An 18,056-nucleotide genomic window follows, 5' to 3' on the forward strand; every position below is an offset into this window, starting at 1 on the left:
CTTATGCGTCCATCCGGATTCTGCCAACAGCTTGACTCGCATTGGCCCAAGGACTCGCCGGGATTCGGGCACGCCATCCCCGTTTTCCACAGCCTGTGGGCGGGAATGGCAGTCTGGGGACGGGGTTGTGGATATCCGATCATGGAATCGCCGATTCCGGGACGCTTGGCCCGTGCCTCGGGTTGCGGTAGCGCCTGTCCCCATGTTTTCCACAGACCTGTCCAGCTGATGCGGTTGCACCTCCATCTCCTGTCGGATTCGACCGGCGAAACGCTCGAGAACATCGCCAAGGCGGCGCTTGCCCAATATGATGATGTCGACATGCAGCGGCATTTCTGGCCGATGGTGCGCAGCGAGGCGCATCTCGAGCGGATCCTTGCCGAGATCTCCCAGAATCCGGGGCTGGTGCTCTACACGCTGGTGAATCCGGAGATCCGCCGCACGCTGGAAAGCCGCTGTCGCGCCATGGGCCTGCCCGCGGTGGCGCCGCTCGATCCGGTGAACCATGCGCTGTCCAGCCTGCTGGGCCAGGAGGCCAAGGCGCGCCCGGGGCGCCAGCACACGCTCGACGCTGCCTATTTCGCGCGGGTCGATGCAATCCAGTTCACCATCGCCCATGACGACGGCATCGGGGCCGAGGACTGGGAGGATTCCGACATCGTCCTGGCCGGCGTCTCGCGCTCGTCGAAGACGCCGACCTCGATCTATCTTGCCAATCGCGGCTACAAGACCTCGAACATCCCGATCGTGGTCGAATCCCCGCCCCCGCCCGAATTGTTCACGCTGAAGCATCCGCTGGTGGTCGGGCTGACGACCAGCGCCGACCGGCTGGTGCAGATCCGCCGCAACCGGCTGCTTTCGCTGAACCAGCAGCCCGAGACCGCCTATGTCGACCAGGAGTCGGTTGCGCGCGAGATCGCCTTTGCCCGACGGATGTTTGCCGACAATGGCTGGCCGGTGATCGACGTGACCCGGCGATCGATCGAGGAAACCGCGGCTGCGATCATCCAGCTGTGCAACGAACGGACCTTGTCGAAAGGGCGCGACGAATGAAGCTGATCCTCGCATCGCAGAGCGCCTCGCGACGCTCGATGCTCGATGCGGCGGGCGTGCCCTATGAGGCCGTGTCGCCCCAGGTCGACGAGGAGTCCGCCAAGGCGGCGCTCAGGGCGCAGGGCATCTCGCCACGCGACCTGGCCGATGCGCTTGCCGAGCTCAAGGCGCTGAAACTGTCGCAACTGGACCCGACCGCGCTGGTGCTTGGCGGGGATTCGCTCGTCGCGCTGGCGGACGGTACGCTGCTGGACAAGCCGGTGGACCGGGCCGATGCCGCAGCCCATCTGCGTGCCATGTCGGGCACTTCGGTCGATCTCTATTCGGCGGCGGTGATCGCCGAGGGCGGCCGGCCGGTCTGGCGCCATGTCGACCGCGCCCGGCTGATGGTCCGGCGCCTGTCCGAGGCATTCATCGAGTCCTATCTCGACCAGGAATGGCCGGCGATCGCCGGATGCGTCGGCTGCTTCCGCATCGAAGGGCCCGGCGTCCAGATTTTCGCCGCGACCCAGGGCAGCCATTTCACCATCCTCGGCATGCCGCTGCTGCCGATCCTCGACTATCTGCGCACCCGCGGAGTGATGACGTCATGACAGCCTATGCCGAGGTGATCGGCGACCCGATCGCCCAGTCGAAAAGCCCGATGATCCATGGCTTCTGGCTGAAGGCGCTGGGGATCGAGGCCGAGTATCGCGCCGAGCACGTCACCCCGGATCGGCTGGGCGACTATTTCGCGTCGCGGCGCGACGATCCCGCCTGGCGCGGCTGCAACATCACCATCCCGCACAAGCAGGAGGCGCTGGCATTCGTCGAGGATCGCGGCGGCGTGCGCGAATCGATCGGCGCGATCAACACCGTGGTGCGGGCCGACGACGGCGCGCTGGTCGGGACGAACACCGATGCCGGCGGCTTCTATGCTCCCATTGCCGGGCTGGACCTTGCGGGGGGGCACGCCGTGGTGATCGGTGCGGGCGGAGCCGCGCGCGCGATCCTCTTCGCGCTGTCGAAACTCGACATCGGGCGCGTGACGATCCTCAACCGCAACGTGCTGAAGGCAGCGGCGCTGCTGTCCGGCTTCGGGATCAAGGGCGATGCCGTGCCGCTGGGGGCGCCGCTGCCGCCGACCGCCGCACTGCTCGTCAACAGCTCCTCGCTCGGCATGGTCGGCCAGCCGCCGCTGGAGATCGACCTGTCGCCGCTGCCCGAGGACGCCGTCGTCTATGACATCGTCTATGCGCCGCTCGAGACCGATCTGCTCCGCCAGGCGGCCGAGCGCGAGCTCGACACGGTCGACGGGCTCGACATGCTGATCGGACAGGCGGCGCTGGCGTTCGAACTGTTCTTCGGTGCCGAGCCGCCGCGCGACCGCGACGAGGAATTGCGCGCGCTGCTGACCGCATGATCAAGATCGGCCTCACCGGTTCAATCGGCATGGGCAAGTCGACCGTCGCCGCGATGTTCGCCGAACAGGGCGTGCCGGTGTTCGACGCCGATGCCGAGGTGCACCGGCTGCAGGGGCCGGGCGGGCGGCTGTTGGCGCCGATCGAGGCCGAATTTCCCGGAACGACGGGCCCGGACGGCGTGGACCGCACCGCGCTTCGCGAGCGGGTCGTGTCCGACCCGGATGCCTTTCGCCGTCTCGAGGCGATCGTCCATCCTGCGGTTGCCGAGGCGCGCGCGCTTTTCCTCGGACGGCACCGCGCTGCACCGATGGTCGTGCTCGACGTACCGTTGCTGTTCGAGGCGGGCGGCTGGGCCGGGGTCGACCGGATCGTGGTGGTGTCGGCGCCAGGACCCATCCAGCGCGAGCGGGTGCTGGCGCGCCCGGGAATGACCGAGGCGCGGTTCGAAGCGATTCTCGCGCGCCAGATGCCGGATGCCGACAAGCGCGCCCGTGCCGATGTCGTGATCCCGACCGGGGGAAGCCATCAGGAGACGCGCGACGCCGTGCGGACGCTGATCGCTTGCCTCTCGGACGAGACGGGAGGATAAGGGACTCAACATGCGCGAGATCGTATTCGATACGGAAACGACAGGGCTGAGCTTCTCGGGCGGCGACCGACTCGTCGAGATCGGCTGTGTCGAACTGGTCAACCGAGTGGCCACCGGCCGTCATTTCCATGCCTATATCAACCCGCAGCGTCCGATGCCGGTCGAGGCTTTCCGGGTCCACGGCCTGTCCGAGGTCTTCCTGTCGGACAAGCCGCTGTTCCACGACGTGGTCGAGGACATGCTCGAGTTCATCGGCGACAGCCCGATGGTCGCGCACAATGCGAATTTCGACTTCGGCTTCGTCAATGGCGAGCTGGGCCGGTGCGGCCGGCCGATCATCTCGCTGGACCGGATGGTCGACACGCTGACGCTCGCGCGCACCCGTCACCCGGGCGCCAAGCACACGCTCGACGCGCTGTGCTCGCGCTATGGCATCGACCTGTCGCAACGCTCGCTTCACGGCGCGCTGCTCGACGCGCAGCTGCTGGCGCAGGTCTATGTCGAGCTGACCGGCGGTCGTCAGATCACGATGGGTCTCGCGGTCGATGTGCCCGTCATGCGCGAGACGGCGTCCGAGGCGCCGAGCCGCATCCATGTGCGTCCGGCGCGGCATTTCGCGCCGTCGCCCGAGGAACTTGATCGGCACGCAGCGTTTCTTAACAAGTTGGAGGAGCCGCTCTGGGGCAAGGCCATTCAAGGCTGAGCCCCGTCCCTGGGGGCCCTCATCTAGTGCGGAGGTAACACAATGGAAATCCGAGTCTCTGGCCATCAGGTCGACACCGGAGAAGCGCTCAAGCAGCTGGTCGATGACCGGCTTCAGGGAATTGCCAACAAATATTTCTCCCGAGCGCTTTCGGCTCAAGTCACCTTCGGCAAGGGACCCCATGACAACGGCTTCACCTGCGACATCGTCGCCCATGTCATGCAGGGGTTGGTGCTTAAATCCTCGAATTCCGGGATGGAGGCCAATGGCGCGTTCGATGGTGCCGCCGACAAGATCGAAAAGCAGCTTCGCCGCTACACCCGCCGTCTGAAGGACCGCCATGCCAGCCAGGCGATCGCCGTCCAGGAAAATGGCGGCTACGACAATGCCGGCTACACGCTGTTCCAGGAAAGCGTGGACGAGGACGAGGCGCACGACGCCCCGCTGATCGTGGCGGAAACCCGCGTCGATGTGCCCGATGCCACCGTTTCGGACGCAGTCATGATGCTCGACCTGCGCAACACCGCCGCCCTGCTGTTCCGAAACAGCGGGACAGGCGCCTTCAACATGGTCTATCGTCGCGGCGATGGTACGATCGGGTGGGTGGAACCTAATCGCGCCGGATGAATTATAGGGGCGCTCGGGGGAGCCCTGTCCGGAACACATGATGACCGATTTGAGTGACCTGCTCGTGCCGGAGGCGATTGCCTCCGCGCTGCCTGCCGCCAACAAGAAGGCGCTGTTCCAGCACCTCGGCGCGGTGGCCACGCGCGCCTATGGCCTGGATGCCCGACTGGTGGCGGACAGGCTGGCGGCACGGGAGAAACTCGGGTCGACCGGCTTCGGCGGCGGGATCGCGATCCCGCACGCCAGGCTGGACGAGCTGCGATCGGTGGTTGCGATCGTCGCGCTCCTGCCCCAGCCGATCGACTTCGCCGCGGTGGACGAACTTCCGGTCGACCTCGTGTTCACCCTGTTGTCCCCCACCGGCGCGGGCGCCGATCACCTCAAGGCGCTTGCCCGGGTCTCGCGTCAGCTGCGCGATCGAAGCTTCGCCGCCAAGCTGCGCGGTGCGGGCTCGGAAGATGCGATCTACGCCCTGCTCGTCGGCGTGGAGGCTCGTGACGCTGCCTGACGATCCCGTCGGCGAGGCAGCGCATTTCCGGGCGCTCGAATCGCTCTACGACTCCGCCCCGATCAACCGGCTGTTCGACTCCACGCTGCAGATTCCCGAGGCGGGAATCGCGCGGATCCGATTCATGCTCGACGAGCGACACTATCACGCGGCCGGCGCGGTCCACGGCACCAGCTATTTCAAGATGCTGGACGATGCCGCTTTCTATGCGGCCAACAGCCTGGTCACCGATCGCTTCCTGCTGACCACCGCCTTCAACCTGCTGTTCACCAAGCCTCTGACCGCCGGGCCGGTCGTCGCCGAGGGGCGTTGGGTCAGCGGACAGCGGCGCGTGTTCGTCGCGGAGGCGCGGCTGATCGACGCGTCGGGCGAGGAAGCGGCCCGGGGAACCGGCACCTTCATGCGTTCGCGCATCGCGCTCGCCGGCCTGCCCGGCTATCGGCGGGACTGATGGCACGCCTTACCAGCGCGATCCTGGTCAATGCGCTGGTGCGCCAGGCCGGCCGGCGCGGCGGATCGGCGATGGTCCTGGCCCATGGCGACGACACCGCCGGCGCGATCCTGTTCGTGACGCTGGAAAAAGGCCGGAATCCAAAACTTTACGAGATAGGGACTGGTCCGGACGGGACCCCCGCGCTGCTGCCCGCCGGCCCGCGCGACCTGACCGATGAACGCGAGGCGACCGCGTACTGGCAGCGCCGGCGCGAACGCGATTTCGACCTGTGGGTTCTGGAACTGGATATCGCAGCGGCGGAACGCTTCATCGCCGAAACGATCTCCCTTCATTGACTTTCAGGTGCACTGCGGCGAAAGCGCCCGCACAGCATAACAGCGTTGTGCCGGGCGAGGTGTGAAATCGCACGGTGACGCAGTCGGGGGGAAGCCCGGCGGTCCAAGGGAAACATGGGGACCGGCCGCGCACCACCGCACATAAACGAACCTAGATGAATTTCGTGACACGCGCTGCGGTTCTCGCAGCTGTGACATTCTGCGTTGGCGCTTTCGCCAATGCCTCCACGCTCGAACTGAGCAGCGCGCCGCAGGACGCGCAGGTTCATGACATCAATGCGCAGGAACACCATGTTGTTCCGATGCCCCCGGCGCCCGAACCGACGCTGGCGCGGGCAGGCGAGATCGTCCAGCCGCTGCCCGAAGCAGATTCTGCCGCCCTTCAATTCGCCAGTCTCTCCGATGCCGTCGCCGCCCAGGGCCATCCCGACAATGAGGATGCGGACAGCGAACTCCATTGCCTGGCCGTCGGTGTCTATTACGAGGCCAAGAGCGAACCCCTTGCCGGCCAGCTCGCCGTTGCCGAGGTGATCCTCAACCGTTCCAATTCCGGCCGCTTTGCCTCGTCGACCTGCGGCGTCCTGACCCAGCCGGGTCAGTTCTCGTTCGTCCGCGGCGGCAAGATCCCGACGCCGCCGGCCAATGCGCAGTGGCGCAAGGCGATGGCCGTTGCCCAGGTCGCCCGCAAGGACCTGTGGGAAAGCCCCGCCGAGAATGCGCTGTATTTTCATGCCCGCTATGTGTCGCCGGGCTGGAAGCGCCCGCGCGTCGCCACCGTCGGCAACCACGTCTTCTATCGCTGATCGCGCCGGGGGGCGCTCCGGTCCGGCGTCCCTGCCGGACCGGATCCTGCCGCCTGCTTGGACTGCCGGTGTGGAACTCGACGCTTTCGTGCGTTCGTGAAATGTTCTAAAAGGCCGGGCATGGCTTCGCTCTCTTCCGTCCCCGCTTCCCCCATCGCATCGCTCCAGGCGGCGGATGTGGCGCGCGGGGTGTGCCGCATGTTGTTGCGGCATGATTGCGTCGCGATCGCCGAAGTGCCGCTGGCCGATGGACGGCGCGCGGACCTGATGGGCCTCGACGCGCACGGCAACATCATCATCGTCGAGATCAAGGTGTCGCGCGCCGACCTGCTGGGCGACGCCAAGTGGAACGACTATCTCGCGCATTGCGACCGCTTCTTCTGGGCGGTGCCCGAGGGCTTCGACCTTTCGCCCTTCGCGCAGGAGGCGTTCCTGCCCTCGCGCGCCGGTCTGATCGTCGCCGACCGCTACGACGCGGCGGTGGTGCGCGAGGCGAGCACGGTGCCGCTGGCCGCGGCGACGCGCAAGAAATGCACGCTCGCCTTCGCCCGCCGCTCCGCACGGCGGGTGATCAATCTGCTCGATCCCGATTGCGATCCGGGCGGCTGGTAGGCCGCGTCAGTTGCGCGGTCCCATCGCCGCGCTGTTCGCCCCGCCCCTGGGCGCATCTTCCAGCAGCTTGCGAACGGTCGGCGAACGGCGATCATTCTTCGCATAGTCGCGGGCGCTGAGTCCGGCGATGATGTCGGCCTTGTCGGGATCGGCGCCCGCGTCGAGCAGCGCGCGGATCATGTCGACATTGCGCATCTGGACCGCACGGATCAGCGGGGTCTCGCCGCTCGAATTGGCCAGGTTCACATTGGCCTTGTAGCGAACCAGGATCGTGACGCCCTCGCCGAAATTCTGCGACACCGCGATCATCAGCGGGGTGTTGCCCTGGCGGTCCTGCGCATTGGGATTGGCGTTCTTCTGCAGCATGAACCGCAGATAGAGGCTCTCCCCCTTGCGGGCGAGGATATGGAGCGCGGTCTCGCCGGTGGTGCGGTCCTTGGCATTGACGATCGCCGAGCCGGGCTCGTTCGCCATCTTGGTATATTTGCCCGTATCGTCCTTCCGGACTGCGTCGAGGAAGGTGTAGCTGTCGGACATCTGCTGCGCGAGCGCGGGCGTGGCGCCGATGAACAGCGCCGAGCAAGCGACGGCGATGCGGATGGCTCGAAACGACATGGCGAGATAACCCTCTAGAAAGCGCCCGGAACGCGGCACCGCACCTTGCAAGCACGGCGCGATCAGATCAAGGCTGGCAGCATGATGAAGCGCGTATCGACGATATTGGCACTGGCGCTCGCCGCCGTTACGCTCGGCGCCTGCAACGGCGGCACCGCCGCGCAGGCCGACAAGCCGCCGCTGGCCGGCGCCCGGATCGGCGGCCCGTTCACCCTGACCGACCAGGACGGCAAGACGGTACGCGACACCGACTTTGCCGGAAAATATCGGCTGGTCTATTTCGGCTATACCTATTGCCCCGATGTCTGCCCGACCGATGTCCAGAAGATAGGCCGCGCGCTGCGGACGCTGGAGAAACAGGATCCGTCCTATGCCGCGCAGATCCAGCCGATCTTCATCACGATCGATCCCGATCGCGACAAGCCGGCGCAGGTGAAGCAGTTCGTCACCGCCTTCCACCCGCGCATCGTCGGCCTGACCGGCACGCCGGAGCAGATCGCTGCGATTGCGAAATCCTATGGCGCCTATTTCAAGAAGATGGCGCCGAGCGAGCCGGGCGGCGCCTATCTGATGGATCATTCCGCCACCATCTATCTGATGGACAAGGAAGGCAAACCGCTGGCGCTGATCACGCGTGAGATGACGGAGCCGGAAATGATAGCCGAGATCCGGAAATGGGCGAAGTAACCCCCCGTTTTTGGGAGGACATCCCGCTCGAGCAGCTCGATCGTGCCCAGTGGGAGGCACTGTGCGACGGGTGCGGCAAATGCTGCATCCACAAGCTCGAGGACGAGGATACCGGCGAACTGCTCGCGACCAACGTCGCCTGCCGCCTGCTCGATCGCCGCGAAGGCCGCTGCAAGGATTATCGCAACCGCCGCGCCTATGTGCCCGAATGCGTCCGGCTGACGATGGCGAACGTGCGGGAGATCGAGTGGCTTCCCTCGACCTGCGCCTATCGCCTGCGGGCCGCAGGCGAGCAGCTGCCCGACTGGCATTATCTGGTGTGCGGCGACACGGAGGCGGTGCACCGCGCCGGCGAATCCACCCGCGGCTGGACGATCTCGGAGGATGACGCGGGCGATTTCGAATTCCATGTGGTGGACCGCAAATTGTGACCGGATCCGCCGGGATCGAGGTCGTCCGCAATGCCCGGTCGAAGGGCATGCGGCTGGCGGTCGATCCCCGCAACGGGCGGGTGCGGCTGACGATCCCGCCACGCGTATCGGAACGAAAGGCGCTCGCCTGGGCCGAGGCGCAGCGCGGCTGGATCGACCAGCAATGCGCCCGGCTGCCCCAGGGACGCCCGTTCGTCCCCGGCGCGCGGGTGCCGCTGGAGGATGACGAGGTCGAGATCGTGTGGCCGTCCACGGTCGGACGAATGCCCAGGCTGATCGGCGACAGGCTGGTTTGCGGCGGCCCGCGCGAAGGGCTGGAACGGCGCGTCGAACGCTGGTTCCGTGCCGAGGCGCTGCGCATCCTGAGCGAAGAGACCGCCGAATATGCCGCCCGCGCCGGCGTGACGGTCACCCGCGTGGCGGTGGGTGACCCGCGCGGTCGCTGGGGCAGCTGCGCCGCCTCGGGCGAGATCCGCTACAGCTGGCGTCTGATCCTGGCGCCCAGCTTCGTGCGCCGCGCGACGGTTGCGCACGAGGTCGCGCACCGGGTCCATATGGACCACAGCGCCGCCTTTCACCGCTTTACCGAGGCATTGTTCGAGGCTGATCCGACGCCCGCGCGCCTGTGGCTGCGCAAGCATGGCGCCGGGCTGCACTGGATCGGCCGGGACTGACGCGCCCCGGCGCGGACTCCATCAATAGCCCGGACGGCGTGCCGGCTCGCCATAGGGCTGGTCGCGCGGGTCGCGATAGCGGTCGTCCTGGCGCTGCGGCTGCGGCTGGGTGACCGGAGGCCGCGGCACGTCGCGCTGTGCCGGCGGCGGCATCTGCTGGTCGCGCGGATCTCGCTGGTCTCGCGGGTCGCGGGAATCGCGCGGGTCGCGGCTCGGCTGGGACGGGTCGTCGCGGCCGGTCACGCGGTCATACCAGTCCTTGTCCAGCTCGTCGCCCCGGCCGCCCGCCGCTGGGTCCTGTGCCGAGGCGCCGGGATCGATCGGATTGCCGTCGGGATCGACGAACACGCTGTTGTCGGGACCGGAGAAATATTCGCTTTCATTGTCGCCCTGCCATTCGGGCAGCGTGACATTGGTGTCGAACGCCTCGACCGGCCGTCCGGCAACCGCCTTGCGCATATAGGCGGAGAAGGCCCTGGCGGGTGCGGTGCCGCCCTGCAGGCCGCCGACCGGCTTGGCATCGTCCCTGCCCATCCACACGCCGGTGGTGAGCCCCGACGAGAAGCCGAGGAACCAGCCGTCCTTGTTCGAGCTGGTGGTGCCGGTCTTGCCTGCCACAGGCCGGCCGATCTGCGCTGCCTTGCCGGTGCCTGTATTCACTGCGGTCTGCAGCAGGTCGATCATCTGCGCGGCGACATGCGATCCGACCAGGACGCGGCTGGTATCGACCTCATGCTGATAGATGACCTGGCCGTTCGCGGTGACGCGGGTGATGCCATAGGGGGTAACCGCGACACCGCGCTGGCTGACCGAGGCGAAGGCGCGGGTCATGTCGATCAGGCGGACGTTCGACGTGCCCAGGACCATCGCCGGCTGGGTATTGATCGGCGTGGTCACCCCGAAGCGGCGCGCCATGTCGGCGACCGTGCTGTAGCCGACTTCCTGGCCCAGCTTCGCCGCGACCGTGTTGATCGAATAGGCGAAGGCGGAGCGCAGCGACATCTCGCCGTTGAACCGGCCCGAGCTGTTGCGCGGGCTCCACCCGGCGATCGTGACCGGCTCGTCCACGACCAGGTCCTCGGGCCGGTGTCCCGCCTCGAGCGCCGCCAGATAGACGAACAGCTTGAACGCCGATCCCGGCTGGCGCACCGCCTGGGTCGCACGGTTGTAGATCGAGGCGACATAGTCCTTGCCGCCGACCATCGCCCGCACCGCCCCGTCGCGGTCGAGGCTGACCAGCGCACCCTGCGCCGCGCCCGGCGCATTGGCGCGGATCGCATCGTCGGCCGCGCGCTGCATGTTCAGGTCCAGCGTCGTCCACACCTCGAGCGGGGCTTCGCTCTCGTCGATCAGCACTTCGAGCTGCGGCAGCGCCCAGTCGGTGAAATAGCGGATGCTGTTCTGCTTGGGCTCGGGCGCCATCTTGACCGACTTGGGATCGGCCGCGGCCGCCTGTGCCGGCGTCAGCTTGCCCGTTTCCTGCATGACCTGCAGCACCACGGCCGCGCGGTCGACCGCGGCATCGGCATCGGCGGTGGGCGAATAATGCGACGGCGCCTTGACCAGCCCGGCGATGATCGCCGCTTCGGACAGGGTCAGCTGCGTCGCGGGATGGCCGAAGAAGCGGCGCGACGCGGCATCGATGCCATAGGCGCCGCCGCCGAAATAGACCTTGTTGAGATAGAGCTCGAGGATCTGGTCCTTCGAGAATTTGCGCTCCATCGCCAGCGCCAGGACGGCTTCGCGAACCTTGCGGCCGACATCATATTTGTTCGACAGGAAGATCGTGCGCGCCACCTGCTGGGTGATCGTCGACGCGCCCTGGAGGCGCCGGTCGGTGCCGCGATTGCTGATCGCGAAGCGCAGCGCGCGCGCCAGGCCTTTCGGATCGACTCCGAAATGCGATTCGAACCGGCGATCCTCGACCGCGATGATCGCGTCCTTCATCACCTGGGGGATCTTGTCGCTCTCGATCCACTCGCCATAGCTGGGCCCGAGCGAGACGAGCACCGTACCGTCCACGGCATGGACGCGGATCATCTGGCCGTTGGGCGATCGCTTCAGGTCGCCATAGCTGGGCAGCGAGCTTCGCGTCGTGAAGACGGCGATCAGCAGCGCGATGAGCCCGAGCAGGCCGAGCGCGAAGGCCCCTCCCATACTCCACAGAGCAAAGCGTTTCCATTGTGCCGTGCTCGGCCAGCGCTTGGGCATGAAGCTCTTTTTCGTCGCCATTGGTGCGGGTGGATTACGCTCTCGGCCGTCCGCTCACAAGCAGCGACGGATCAGGATGGGCTCGACCCGTGCCGAAGCACGGCCCGCTCGTCCTGCCCGACTGCCGCAGGCGAGGTTAGCGCAGGGTGAACGAACGATCTTGCGCGGCGATATCGGGCGCACGCGAACGACCGACCGGGTATCTGGCCGGCGGTCGATCGGAACCAATGCTGGGAAGAAGCGCGCCTGTCGGCACGCCGCCCTATTCCTTCCAGGCCCACCACAGCTGGGCGGGGGGAACGTTCCACCATTCGACGGCGGAATCGATCTTCGGGATATGCGGCTCGAAGAAATTCCGGACCTTGGGATTGAACTGATAGACCAGGAAGGCGCCGCCGGGACGCAACGCCCGTGCCGTCTCTCGCGCGATGGAATCGCCGACGCCGGGGGGCAGGGTCGAGAAGGGCAGGCCCGACAGGACATAGTCGGCATGGTCGAACCCCTGGGTCTTCAGGATCTCGACGACATCCTCCGCCGAGCCCTGGACCAGGACGAAGCGCGAATCATGGAACGACTGTTTCAGATGCTGGACGAAGTCGGGGTTGGGATCGATCGCGATATAGGTCGCATCCGGCTTCAGCCGGTCGAGCACCGCCTGGCAGAAGGTGCCGACGCCGGGACCATATTCGACGAAGACGTCGGTCTTGGCCCAATCGACCGGGTCGAGCATGCGCCGGATCGTCCGCGCCGAAGACGGGACGATGGAGGCCACCATCGCCGGGTGCTTCAGGAAGTTCTTGAGGAACAGGCCACGCGAAGAGGCACTGGACGCGGAACGGCGCTTTGAGCGGCCGAGCGAACGGGACGTCGAATTCATGACTTTTCCATTGCATGGAGTTGCGCCGCCAGTCGAGAGGGAACGGGCTCGATCTGCGATGGTTGCGCCAAGCTGCGAACGCTTTAGGCCGTATGGACATGAATATGCGACCAGCGCGGTTCGATACGACCTTCATCCTGCTTTTCGCGGTGATGCTCGTCATCGCAATGGGAAATACCGCGCTGCAGACCGTCCTTCCCGCCCTGGGACGGCGATTGGGGGCACCCGATGCGGTGGTCGCGGCGGTATTTTCGGTCTCGGCGCTGCTGTGGGTGATCGCAGCGCCCTTCTGGGCGGCGCGATCGGACCGGCATGGCCGGCGGGCGATGGTCCTGGTCGGAATCGGTGGCTTCACCCTTTCGCTGTTCCTGTGCGGCCTGTTCCTGATGGCCGGCATCAATGGCTGGCTGGCCCCGCTCGCCACCTTCCTCGCCTTCATCCTCGGCCGGGTGATCTATGGCAGCTTCGGTTCGGCCGCGCCGCCGGCGGTGCAGGCGCTGGTTGCGGGCCGCACCAGCCGTGAGGAGCGCACCAAGGCACTGACCCTGCTCGCCTCGGCCTTCGGGCTGGGCACGATCATCGGCCCGGCGGTGGCGCCCTATCTCGTGATCGGCGATCTCTGGCCGGGCGGCCCCGAGGTCGGGCTTGCGGGGCCTGCCTTCGCCTTTGCGATGGTCGGCGCAGCCATCTGGATTGCGGTGCTGCGCTACCTGCCGCGCGAGGAAACGGCCTCGCACGGTGCCGCCACCGCCTATCCGACGATCGGCGGCCAGAGCAGCGGCGCAAGCGTGACGGCGGCGACGGCCGAGGGAGCGGTGGTCAAGATCGGCTATTTCGACCCGCGCATCCGCATCTGGATCGTGATCGGGCTGGTCATGGGTCATGCCCAGGCAATGACCAGCCAGGCAGTCGGCTTCCTGGTGATCGACCGGCTCGCGGTCGATCCGGTCGCGGCGCTCGAACCGACCGGGCTGGTGCTGATGATGGGCGCCGGATCGGCGCTGCTGGCGCAATGGGGCCTGATCCCGCTGCTGGACCTCAAGCCACGCGCGCTCGCGCTGTGGGGCATGGCGATCGCCGCGGTCGGATGCATCGCGACCGGGACCGCGGAGTCGCTGTACGGCATCGCGCTCGGCTATGCGCTCGCCTCGCTCGGCTTCGGCTTCGTCCGGCCCGGCTATACGGCCGGGTCCTCGCTGGCCGTGGGCCCCGAGGCGCAGGGCGCCGTCGCCGGCAAGGTCACCTCGATCAACGGGGCCGCCTTCGTTCTCGGCCCCTCGATCGGGGTCGGGATGTACGAACTCTGGCGGCCCCTGCCCTATCTCGCCGCCGCGATCGGGCTGGTCGCGGTGACGGTCTATGCCTGGATCAGTCTGACCCCTTCGGACCGCGACCCTGAAGCATTCCCGGAGCGATGAAGCCGATCGGCTGCATCGACGCGGCATTGGCCTTCATCCGGTCCTTGATCGACGCATAATCGGCTTCCATCTCGGGCGTGACGGTGGCGCGGGAGTCGCGCAGCGCCTCTTCGAAATGGTCCATCGTCACCTCGGTGCTGGTCAGCGACTGGCGCAGCGCCGCCAGGCCTGCCCGACGCACCACGTCACCCAGATCGGCACCCGTATAGCGCTCGGTCCGCGCCGCCACCTCGCCAAGGTCGACATCGCTCGCCAGCGGCATCTTCGCCGTCTGGATCGTCAGGATCCGGCGGCGACCCTCGGCATCGGGGACGCCGACATAGATCCATTCGTCGAACCGGCCGGGGCGAAGCAAGGCCGGGTCGATCAGGTTCGGCCGGTTGGTCGCGCCGATGACCACCACCGACTGAAGTTCCTCCAGCCCGTCCATCTCGGCCAGGATCGTGTTGACCACGCGCTCGGTCGCCTGCGGCTCGCCCAGCCCGCCGCCGCGCGCGGGCACGAGGCTGTCGAGCTCGTCGATGAAGATCACGCACGGCGCGACCTGGCGGGCGCGGGAGAACAGCTTGGCGATCTGCTGCTCGCTCTCGCCATACCATTTGCTCAGCAGGTCGGACGATTTGGTCGCGATGAAGTTCGCCTCCGCCTCGCGCGCGACCGCCTTGGCCAGCAGCGTCTTGCCGGTGCCCGGCGGGCCATAGAGCAGGAAGCCCTTGGCCGGACGGATGCCCAGCCGGCGGAACGCATCCGGGTCCTTCATCGGCAGCTCGACGCTTTCCTTCAGGCGCATCTGCGCATCGTCGAGTCCGCCGACATCCTCCCAGCGCACCGTCGGCGCCTGCACCATCACCTCGCGCATCGCCGAAGGCTGGACCCGGCGCATCGCCTCGATGAAGTCCTCGCGCGTGACCGACAGCGTGTCGAGCACCTCGGGCGGGATCGTGCCCTCGGACAGGTTCAGCCTGGGCATGATCCGCCGCACCGCCTCGATCGCCGCCTCGCGGGTCAGCGCGGCGAGATCGGCGCCGACAAAGCCATAGGTCGTCCCGGCCAGCTCGTTCAGGTCGACATCCTCGTCCAGCGGCATGCCGCGGGTATGGATGCCCAGGATCTCGCGCCTGCCACGATCGTCGGGAACGCCGACCACGATCTCGCGGTCGAACCGGCCCGGACGGCGCAGCGCCTCGTCGATCGCCTCCGGCCTGTTGGTCGCGGCGATGACGACGACATTGGCGCGCGCCTCCAGCCCGTCCATCAGCGTCAGCAGCTGGGCGACCAGCCGCTTTTCCGCTTCGCCCGACACCTGGCCGCGTTTCGGCGCGATCGAATCGATCTCGTCGATGAACACGATCGACGGCGCATCCTTGTTCGCCTGCTCGAACACGTCGCGCAGCCGCTTCTCGGATTCGCCATAGGCCGATCCCATGATCTCGGGACCGTTGATCAGGTGGAAATTGGCATCGCTCTCGTTCGCCACCGCACGGGCCAGCCGGGTCTTGCCGGTGCCGGGCGGGCCATGGAGGAGGACGCCCTTGGGCGGATCGACGCCCAGCCGCTGGAACAGCTCGGGATAGCGCAGCGGCAGCTCGACCATCTCGCGCAGCTGGTCGATCGTCGGCCCCATGCCGCCGATATCGTCATAGGTGACGTCGGCACGGCGATGGGTCTGCAGCTCCTCATATTCGGGACGCAGCTCGACCTCGGTATTCTCGTCGATATGGACGATGCCCTTGGGACTGGCGGTGATCACCGTCAGCCGGATTTCCTGCAGCGCATAGGCCGGCGCGCGCAGATATTGCGCGACATTGGGCGGCATGTCCGCGACGCGCTGCTGCCCGGCGGTGGCGACGGTGTCGCCCTGGCACAGCGGCCGGCCGAAGAAGGTGCGCTTCAGCGCGTTGCCCGATCCCTGCAGCCGCAGATTGGCCTGGGCCGGGGCGAAGACGATGCGGGTCGCGGGCTTGGACTCGGCGCGGCGCACCTCGACGAAGTCGCCCGAGCCGACGCCGGCATTGGCGCGCTGCAGGCCGTCGATGCGCAGCAGCTCGAGGCCCTCGTCCTCGGCATAGGGGAAGACCGCCCGCGCGGGGGTCGTGCGCTTGCCGACGATCTCGATGACGTCGCCTTCGTTCAGCGCCAGCGCGGCCATCATGCTGCGCGGCACATGCGCCAGGCCACGGCCGCTGTCTTCCGGTCGCGAATTCGCGACCTGCAGCTTGCGTGTGCCGGCTCTCTCGTCATCGGCCATATCGTATCGTCTCCCTTGGACAAGGAAGTCGCAAGATAGGGTCCGGGTTCCGAGAGTGCCACGATCACCGGAAGGATCGCAGGCAAAAAAATGGCCGCCCCGAAGGGCGGCCTTTGGAAAGTTTTAGGAGAGGATGCCTGAAAGGCCTGCTCTATATGTGCTGCGGCGCAGCATTGTGCAAGTGCGAAAAGAATTGGGTGCGATTGCATGACTTGCAATCGTAACATTGCTCCCGGATAGTGGCGTTGCACGGAAAGAGCGGCCTCGGGCACTCGACCCCTTGCAGATGTTTTGATGCAGTGCACAATGGAATGCGCCATGCGACGCTTGCCGCCCCTGACCGCCATCGAAGCCTTCGTCCAGGTCGCACGCCTGGGATCGATCAAGGCAGCCGCGGAGGAACTCGCCTTGTCCTCGCCCGCGCTCAGCCGCCGGGTCCAGGCGCTCGAGCGGTTCATCGGCAAGCCGCTGTTCGAACGGCGCCACCAGGCGCTCAAGCTCAATGACGATGGCGACCGGCTGCTGGCGATGATCGCGCCGGCGCTCGATTCGATGACCGACGCGGTCGAGACGATGACGAGCGGCACCGAATTGCTGCGCCTTCGCCTGGGCATCCTGCCGCTGTTCGCGACCCAGCGGTTGATGCCGCATCTGCCCGACCTCAAACGGCGCCATCCGGAGCTGCACCTGGACGTCGATACCGGCGGCCACGGCGTCGCTCGGCTGGGCGACGGGCTCGACGCGGCGATCGTGCTGGCGCGCGATGTCGATCCCGGGCTGTATGCCAAGCGGCTCGACCGCAACCGGGTGCATGTCATCGGCGCGCGGACGCTCGTCGAGGGGCCGAATCCGGTGACGCGTCCCGAACAGCTGACGGGCCTCACCGCACTGGTGCACCGCGATATGGCGGACACCTTTACCCAGTGGCGCGTCGCGGCGGGACTGCCCGACCTGGAGCCGGCGGCGGTCGATCATTTCGATTCGGGGACGCTGATGCTGGAGGCGGCGGCGCAGGGCCTGGGCGTCGCGTTCATGCTCGAATCGCATTTCGAGGCGGCACGGGACGAGCGGCTGGTCCAGCTGTTCGACCTGACGGTCGAGAGTCACTATAGCTACTGGTTCGTCTGTCGCCCGCGCGCACTGGCGATGCGGCCGGTACGGATCTTCCACGACTGGCTGATCACCGCGCTCGGCGCGATCGACTGAACCGGAAAAAGGGCCCCTCCTCGTGTCGAGGAAGGGCCTTTTCAACTCAGGCGGCAGTCGCCTTCAGGATCTTGCCGGGGGTGCGCGGCGGCTCACCCTTGGGCAGCGCGTCGACATGCTCCATGCCCTGCGTCACTTCGCCCCACACCGTGTACTGGCGGTCGAGGAAGGTCGCGTCGTCAAGGCAGATGAAGAACTGCGAATTGGCGCTGTTCGGGTCCATCGTGCGCGCCATCGAGCAGACGCCGCGGACGTGCGGCTCGCTGCTGAATTCTGCCGGCAGGTTCGGTTCCTTCGAGCCGCTGGTGCCAGTGCCGGTCGGATCGCCGCCCTGCGCCATGAAGCCGTCGATCACGCGGTGGAACACGACATTATCGTAGAAACCCGAATTGGCGAGGCTGGCGATGCGCTCGACATGCTTGGGCGCCAGGTCGGGCCGCAGCTTGATCACGACGTCGCCGCCGCTGTCGAGGGTGAGCGTAAGGGTCGAGAAGTCGGACATGAAGATCTCCTGGAAGTCGGCTCGCAGGTAGGCGCGATGTCCCCGACTTGCAAATCCCCCCCTTGCGCGTAAGGCCCCAGCATACAGGTGCAGCGGACCC

The 18,056-nt window shown here is 67.0% G+C and carries 21 protein-coding genes; 16 read left to right on the plus strand and 5 right to left on the minus strand.

The genetic code is table 11. From position 1 onward, the window contains the following. Positions 1–228 precede the first annotated feature (228 nt). From TPR58_RS15575 to TPR58_RS15625, 11 genes are all read left to right on the plus strand, one after another. Complete coding sequence (locus TPR58_RS15575; protein WP_346247628.1) at positions 229–1,053, plus strand: pyruvate, water dikinase regulatory protein; 825 nt, start codon at positions 229–231, stop codon at positions 1,051–1,053. After that, on the plus strand, positions 1,050–1,646 hold the full coding sequence (locus tag TPR58_RS15580) for a Maf family protein (RefSeq protein ID WP_346247629.1): 597 nt from the start codon (positions 1,050–1,052) through the stop codon (positions 1,644–1,646). Before TPR58_RS15575 ends, TPR58_RS15580 begins: the two co-directional genes overlap by 4 nt. Further along, positions 1,643–2,455 carry a shikimate dehydrogenase gene (gene aroE, locus TPR58_RS15585; protein WP_346247630.1) on the plus strand — a complete coding sequence of 271 codons (813 nt, stop codon included), beginning with the start codon at positions 1,643–1,645 and terminating at the stop codon, positions 2,453–2,455. The genes TPR58_RS15580 and aroE overlap by 4 nt, the downstream gene beginning before the upstream one ends. Then, positions 2,452–3,045: a dephospho-CoA kinase gene (gene coaE, locus TPR58_RS15590; protein ID WP_346247631.1), complete on the plus strand. Its 594-nt coding sequence runs from the start codon at positions 2,452–2,454 to the stop codon at positions 3,043–3,045. The genes aroE and coaE overlap by 4 nt, the downstream gene beginning before the upstream one ends. A gap of 10 nt (positions 3,046–3,055) precedes the next feature. Continuing rightward, entirely contained in the window at positions 3,056–3,748 is a 693-nt protein-coding gene (dnaQ, locus tag TPR58_RS15595; protein WP_346247632.1) for a DNA polymerase III subunit epsilon, read from the plus strand. A 42-nt stretch (positions 3,749–3,790) separates the two neighbouring features. After that, complete coding sequence (gene hpf / locus TPR58_RS15600; protein ID WP_346247633.1) at positions 3,791–4,375, plus strand: ribosome hibernation-promoting factor, HPF/YfiA family; 585 nt, start codon at positions 3,791–3,793, stop codon at positions 4,373–4,375. 40 nt (positions 4,376–4,415) lie between these two features. After that, positions 4,416–4,883 (plus strand): PTS sugar transporter subunit IIA, encoded by a 468-nt coding sequence (locus TPR58_RS15605; protein WP_346247634.1) that lies wholly within the window; start codon positions 4,416–4,418, stop codon positions 4,881–4,883. Further along, complete coding sequence (locus TPR58_RS15610; RefSeq protein WP_428835722.1) at positions 4,870–5,334, plus strand: PaaI family thioesterase; 465 nt, start codon at positions 4,870–4,872, stop codon at positions 5,332–5,334. Before TPR58_RS15605 ends, TPR58_RS15610 begins: the two co-directional genes overlap by 14 nt. After that, positions 5,334–5,672, plus strand: coding sequence for a DUF1491 family protein (locus tag TPR58_RS15615; protein ID WP_346247636.1), 339 nt, complete (start codon positions 5,334–5,336; stop codon positions 5,670–5,672). The genes TPR58_RS15610 and TPR58_RS15615 overlap by 1 nt, the downstream gene beginning before the upstream one ends. A 155-nt stretch (positions 5,673–5,827) precedes the next feature. Then, positions 5,828–6,475 (plus strand): cell wall hydrolase, encoded by a 648-nt coding sequence (locus TPR58_RS15620; RefSeq protein WP_346247637.1) that lies wholly within the window; start codon positions 5,828–5,830, stop codon positions 6,473–6,475. Positions 6,476–6,595: 120 nt separating this feature from the next. Further along, positions 6,596–7,087, plus strand: a complete 492-nt coding sequence (locus TPR58_RS15625; RefSeq protein WP_346247638.1) for an MmcB family DNA repair protein — start codon at positions 6,596–6,598, stop codon at positions 7,085–7,087. A 6-nt stretch (positions 7,088–7,093) separates the two neighbouring features. On the opposite strand, the gene TPR58_RS15630 is transcribed toward TPR58_RS15625, so the two are convergent. After that, entirely contained in the window at positions 7,094–7,702 is a 609-nt protein-coding gene (locus tag TPR58_RS15630; RefSeq protein WP_346247639.1) for an ankyrin repeat domain-containing protein, read from the minus strand. Positions 7,703–7,783: 81 nt separating this feature from the next. On the opposite strand from TPR58_RS15630, the gene TPR58_RS15635 reads away from it, so the two are divergent. Genes TPR58_RS15635 through TPR58_RS15645 form a run of 3 tightly spaced genes read left to right on the plus strand, consistent with a single transcriptional unit; the run spans position 7,784 to position 9,494 of the window. Beyond that, positions 7,784–8,389 carry an SCO family protein gene (locus tag TPR58_RS15635; protein ID WP_428835723.1) on the plus strand — a complete coding sequence of 202 codons (606 nt, stop codon included), beginning with the start codon at positions 7,784–7,786 and terminating at the stop codon, positions 8,387–8,389. Beyond that, on the plus strand, positions 8,377–8,820 hold the full coding sequence (locus TPR58_RS15640; protein ID WP_346247640.1) for a YcgN family cysteine cluster protein: 444 nt from the start codon (positions 8,377–8,379) through the stop codon (positions 8,818–8,820). The genes TPR58_RS15635 and TPR58_RS15640 overlap by 13 nt, the downstream gene beginning before the upstream one ends. A gap of 47 nt (positions 8,821–8,867) precedes the next feature. Then, complete coding sequence (locus TPR58_RS15645) at positions 8,868–9,494, plus strand: M48 family metallopeptidase (RefSeq protein WP_346247716.1); 627 nt, start codon at positions 8,868–8,870, stop codon at positions 9,492–9,494. A gap of 21 nt (positions 9,495–9,515) precedes the next feature. On the opposite strand, the gene TPR58_RS15650 is transcribed toward TPR58_RS15645, so the two are convergent. Together TPR58_RS15650 and TPR58_RS15655 are read right to left on the minus strand one after the other, a co-directional pair. Then, a complete protein-coding gene (locus tag TPR58_RS15650; protein WP_346247641.1) occupies positions 9,516–11,651 on the minus strand; it encodes a transglycosylase domain-containing protein in 2,136 nt (711 codons plus the stop codon). 316 nt (positions 11,652–11,967) lie between these two features. Continuing rightward, positions 11,968–12,582, minus strand: coding sequence for a class I SAM-dependent methyltransferase (locus TPR58_RS15655; protein WP_428835724.1), 615 nt, complete (start codon positions 12,580–12,582; stop codon positions 11,968–11,970). 98 nt (positions 12,583–12,680) lie between these two features. On the opposite strand from TPR58_RS15655, the gene TPR58_RS15660 reads away from it, so the two are divergent. Further along, positions 12,681–14,000 (plus strand): MFS transporter, encoded by a 1,320-nt coding sequence (locus tag TPR58_RS15660; RefSeq protein WP_346247642.1) that lies wholly within the window; start codon positions 12,681–12,683, stop codon positions 13,998–14,000. Here the strand turns inward: TPR58_RS15660 and TPR58_RS15665 are convergent. Further along, positions 13,951–16,248: a CDC48 family AAA ATPase gene (locus TPR58_RS15665; RefSeq protein ID WP_346247643.1), complete on the minus strand. Its 2,298-nt coding sequence runs from the start codon at positions 16,246–16,248 to the stop codon at positions 13,951–13,953. The two genes, TPR58_RS15660 and TPR58_RS15665, sit on opposite strands and share 50 nt — an antisense overlap. A 318-nt stretch (positions 16,249–16,566) precedes the next feature. On the opposite strand from TPR58_RS15665, the gene TPR58_RS15670 reads away from it, so the two are divergent. Continuing rightward, positions 16,567–17,454, plus strand: a complete 888-nt coding sequence (locus TPR58_RS15670; protein ID WP_346247644.1) for a LysR substrate-binding domain-containing protein — start codon at positions 16,567–16,569, stop codon at positions 17,452–17,454. A gap of 46 nt (positions 17,455–17,500) precedes the next feature. Here TPR58_RS15670 and TPR58_RS15675 read toward each other — a convergent pair whose 3' ends face one another. Continuing rightward, a complete protein-coding gene (locus tag TPR58_RS15675; RefSeq protein ID WP_346247645.1) occupies positions 17,501–17,956 on the minus strand; it encodes a peptidylprolyl isomerase in 456 nt (151 codons plus the stop codon). Positions 17,957–18,056 lie beyond the last annotated feature (100 nt).

This window comes from Sphingomonas rustica (assembly GCF_039652585.1).
GTDB classification, from domain to species: Bacteria; Pseudomonadota; Alphaproteobacteria; order Sphingomonadales; family Sphingomonadaceae; genus Sphingomonas; species Sphingomonas rustica.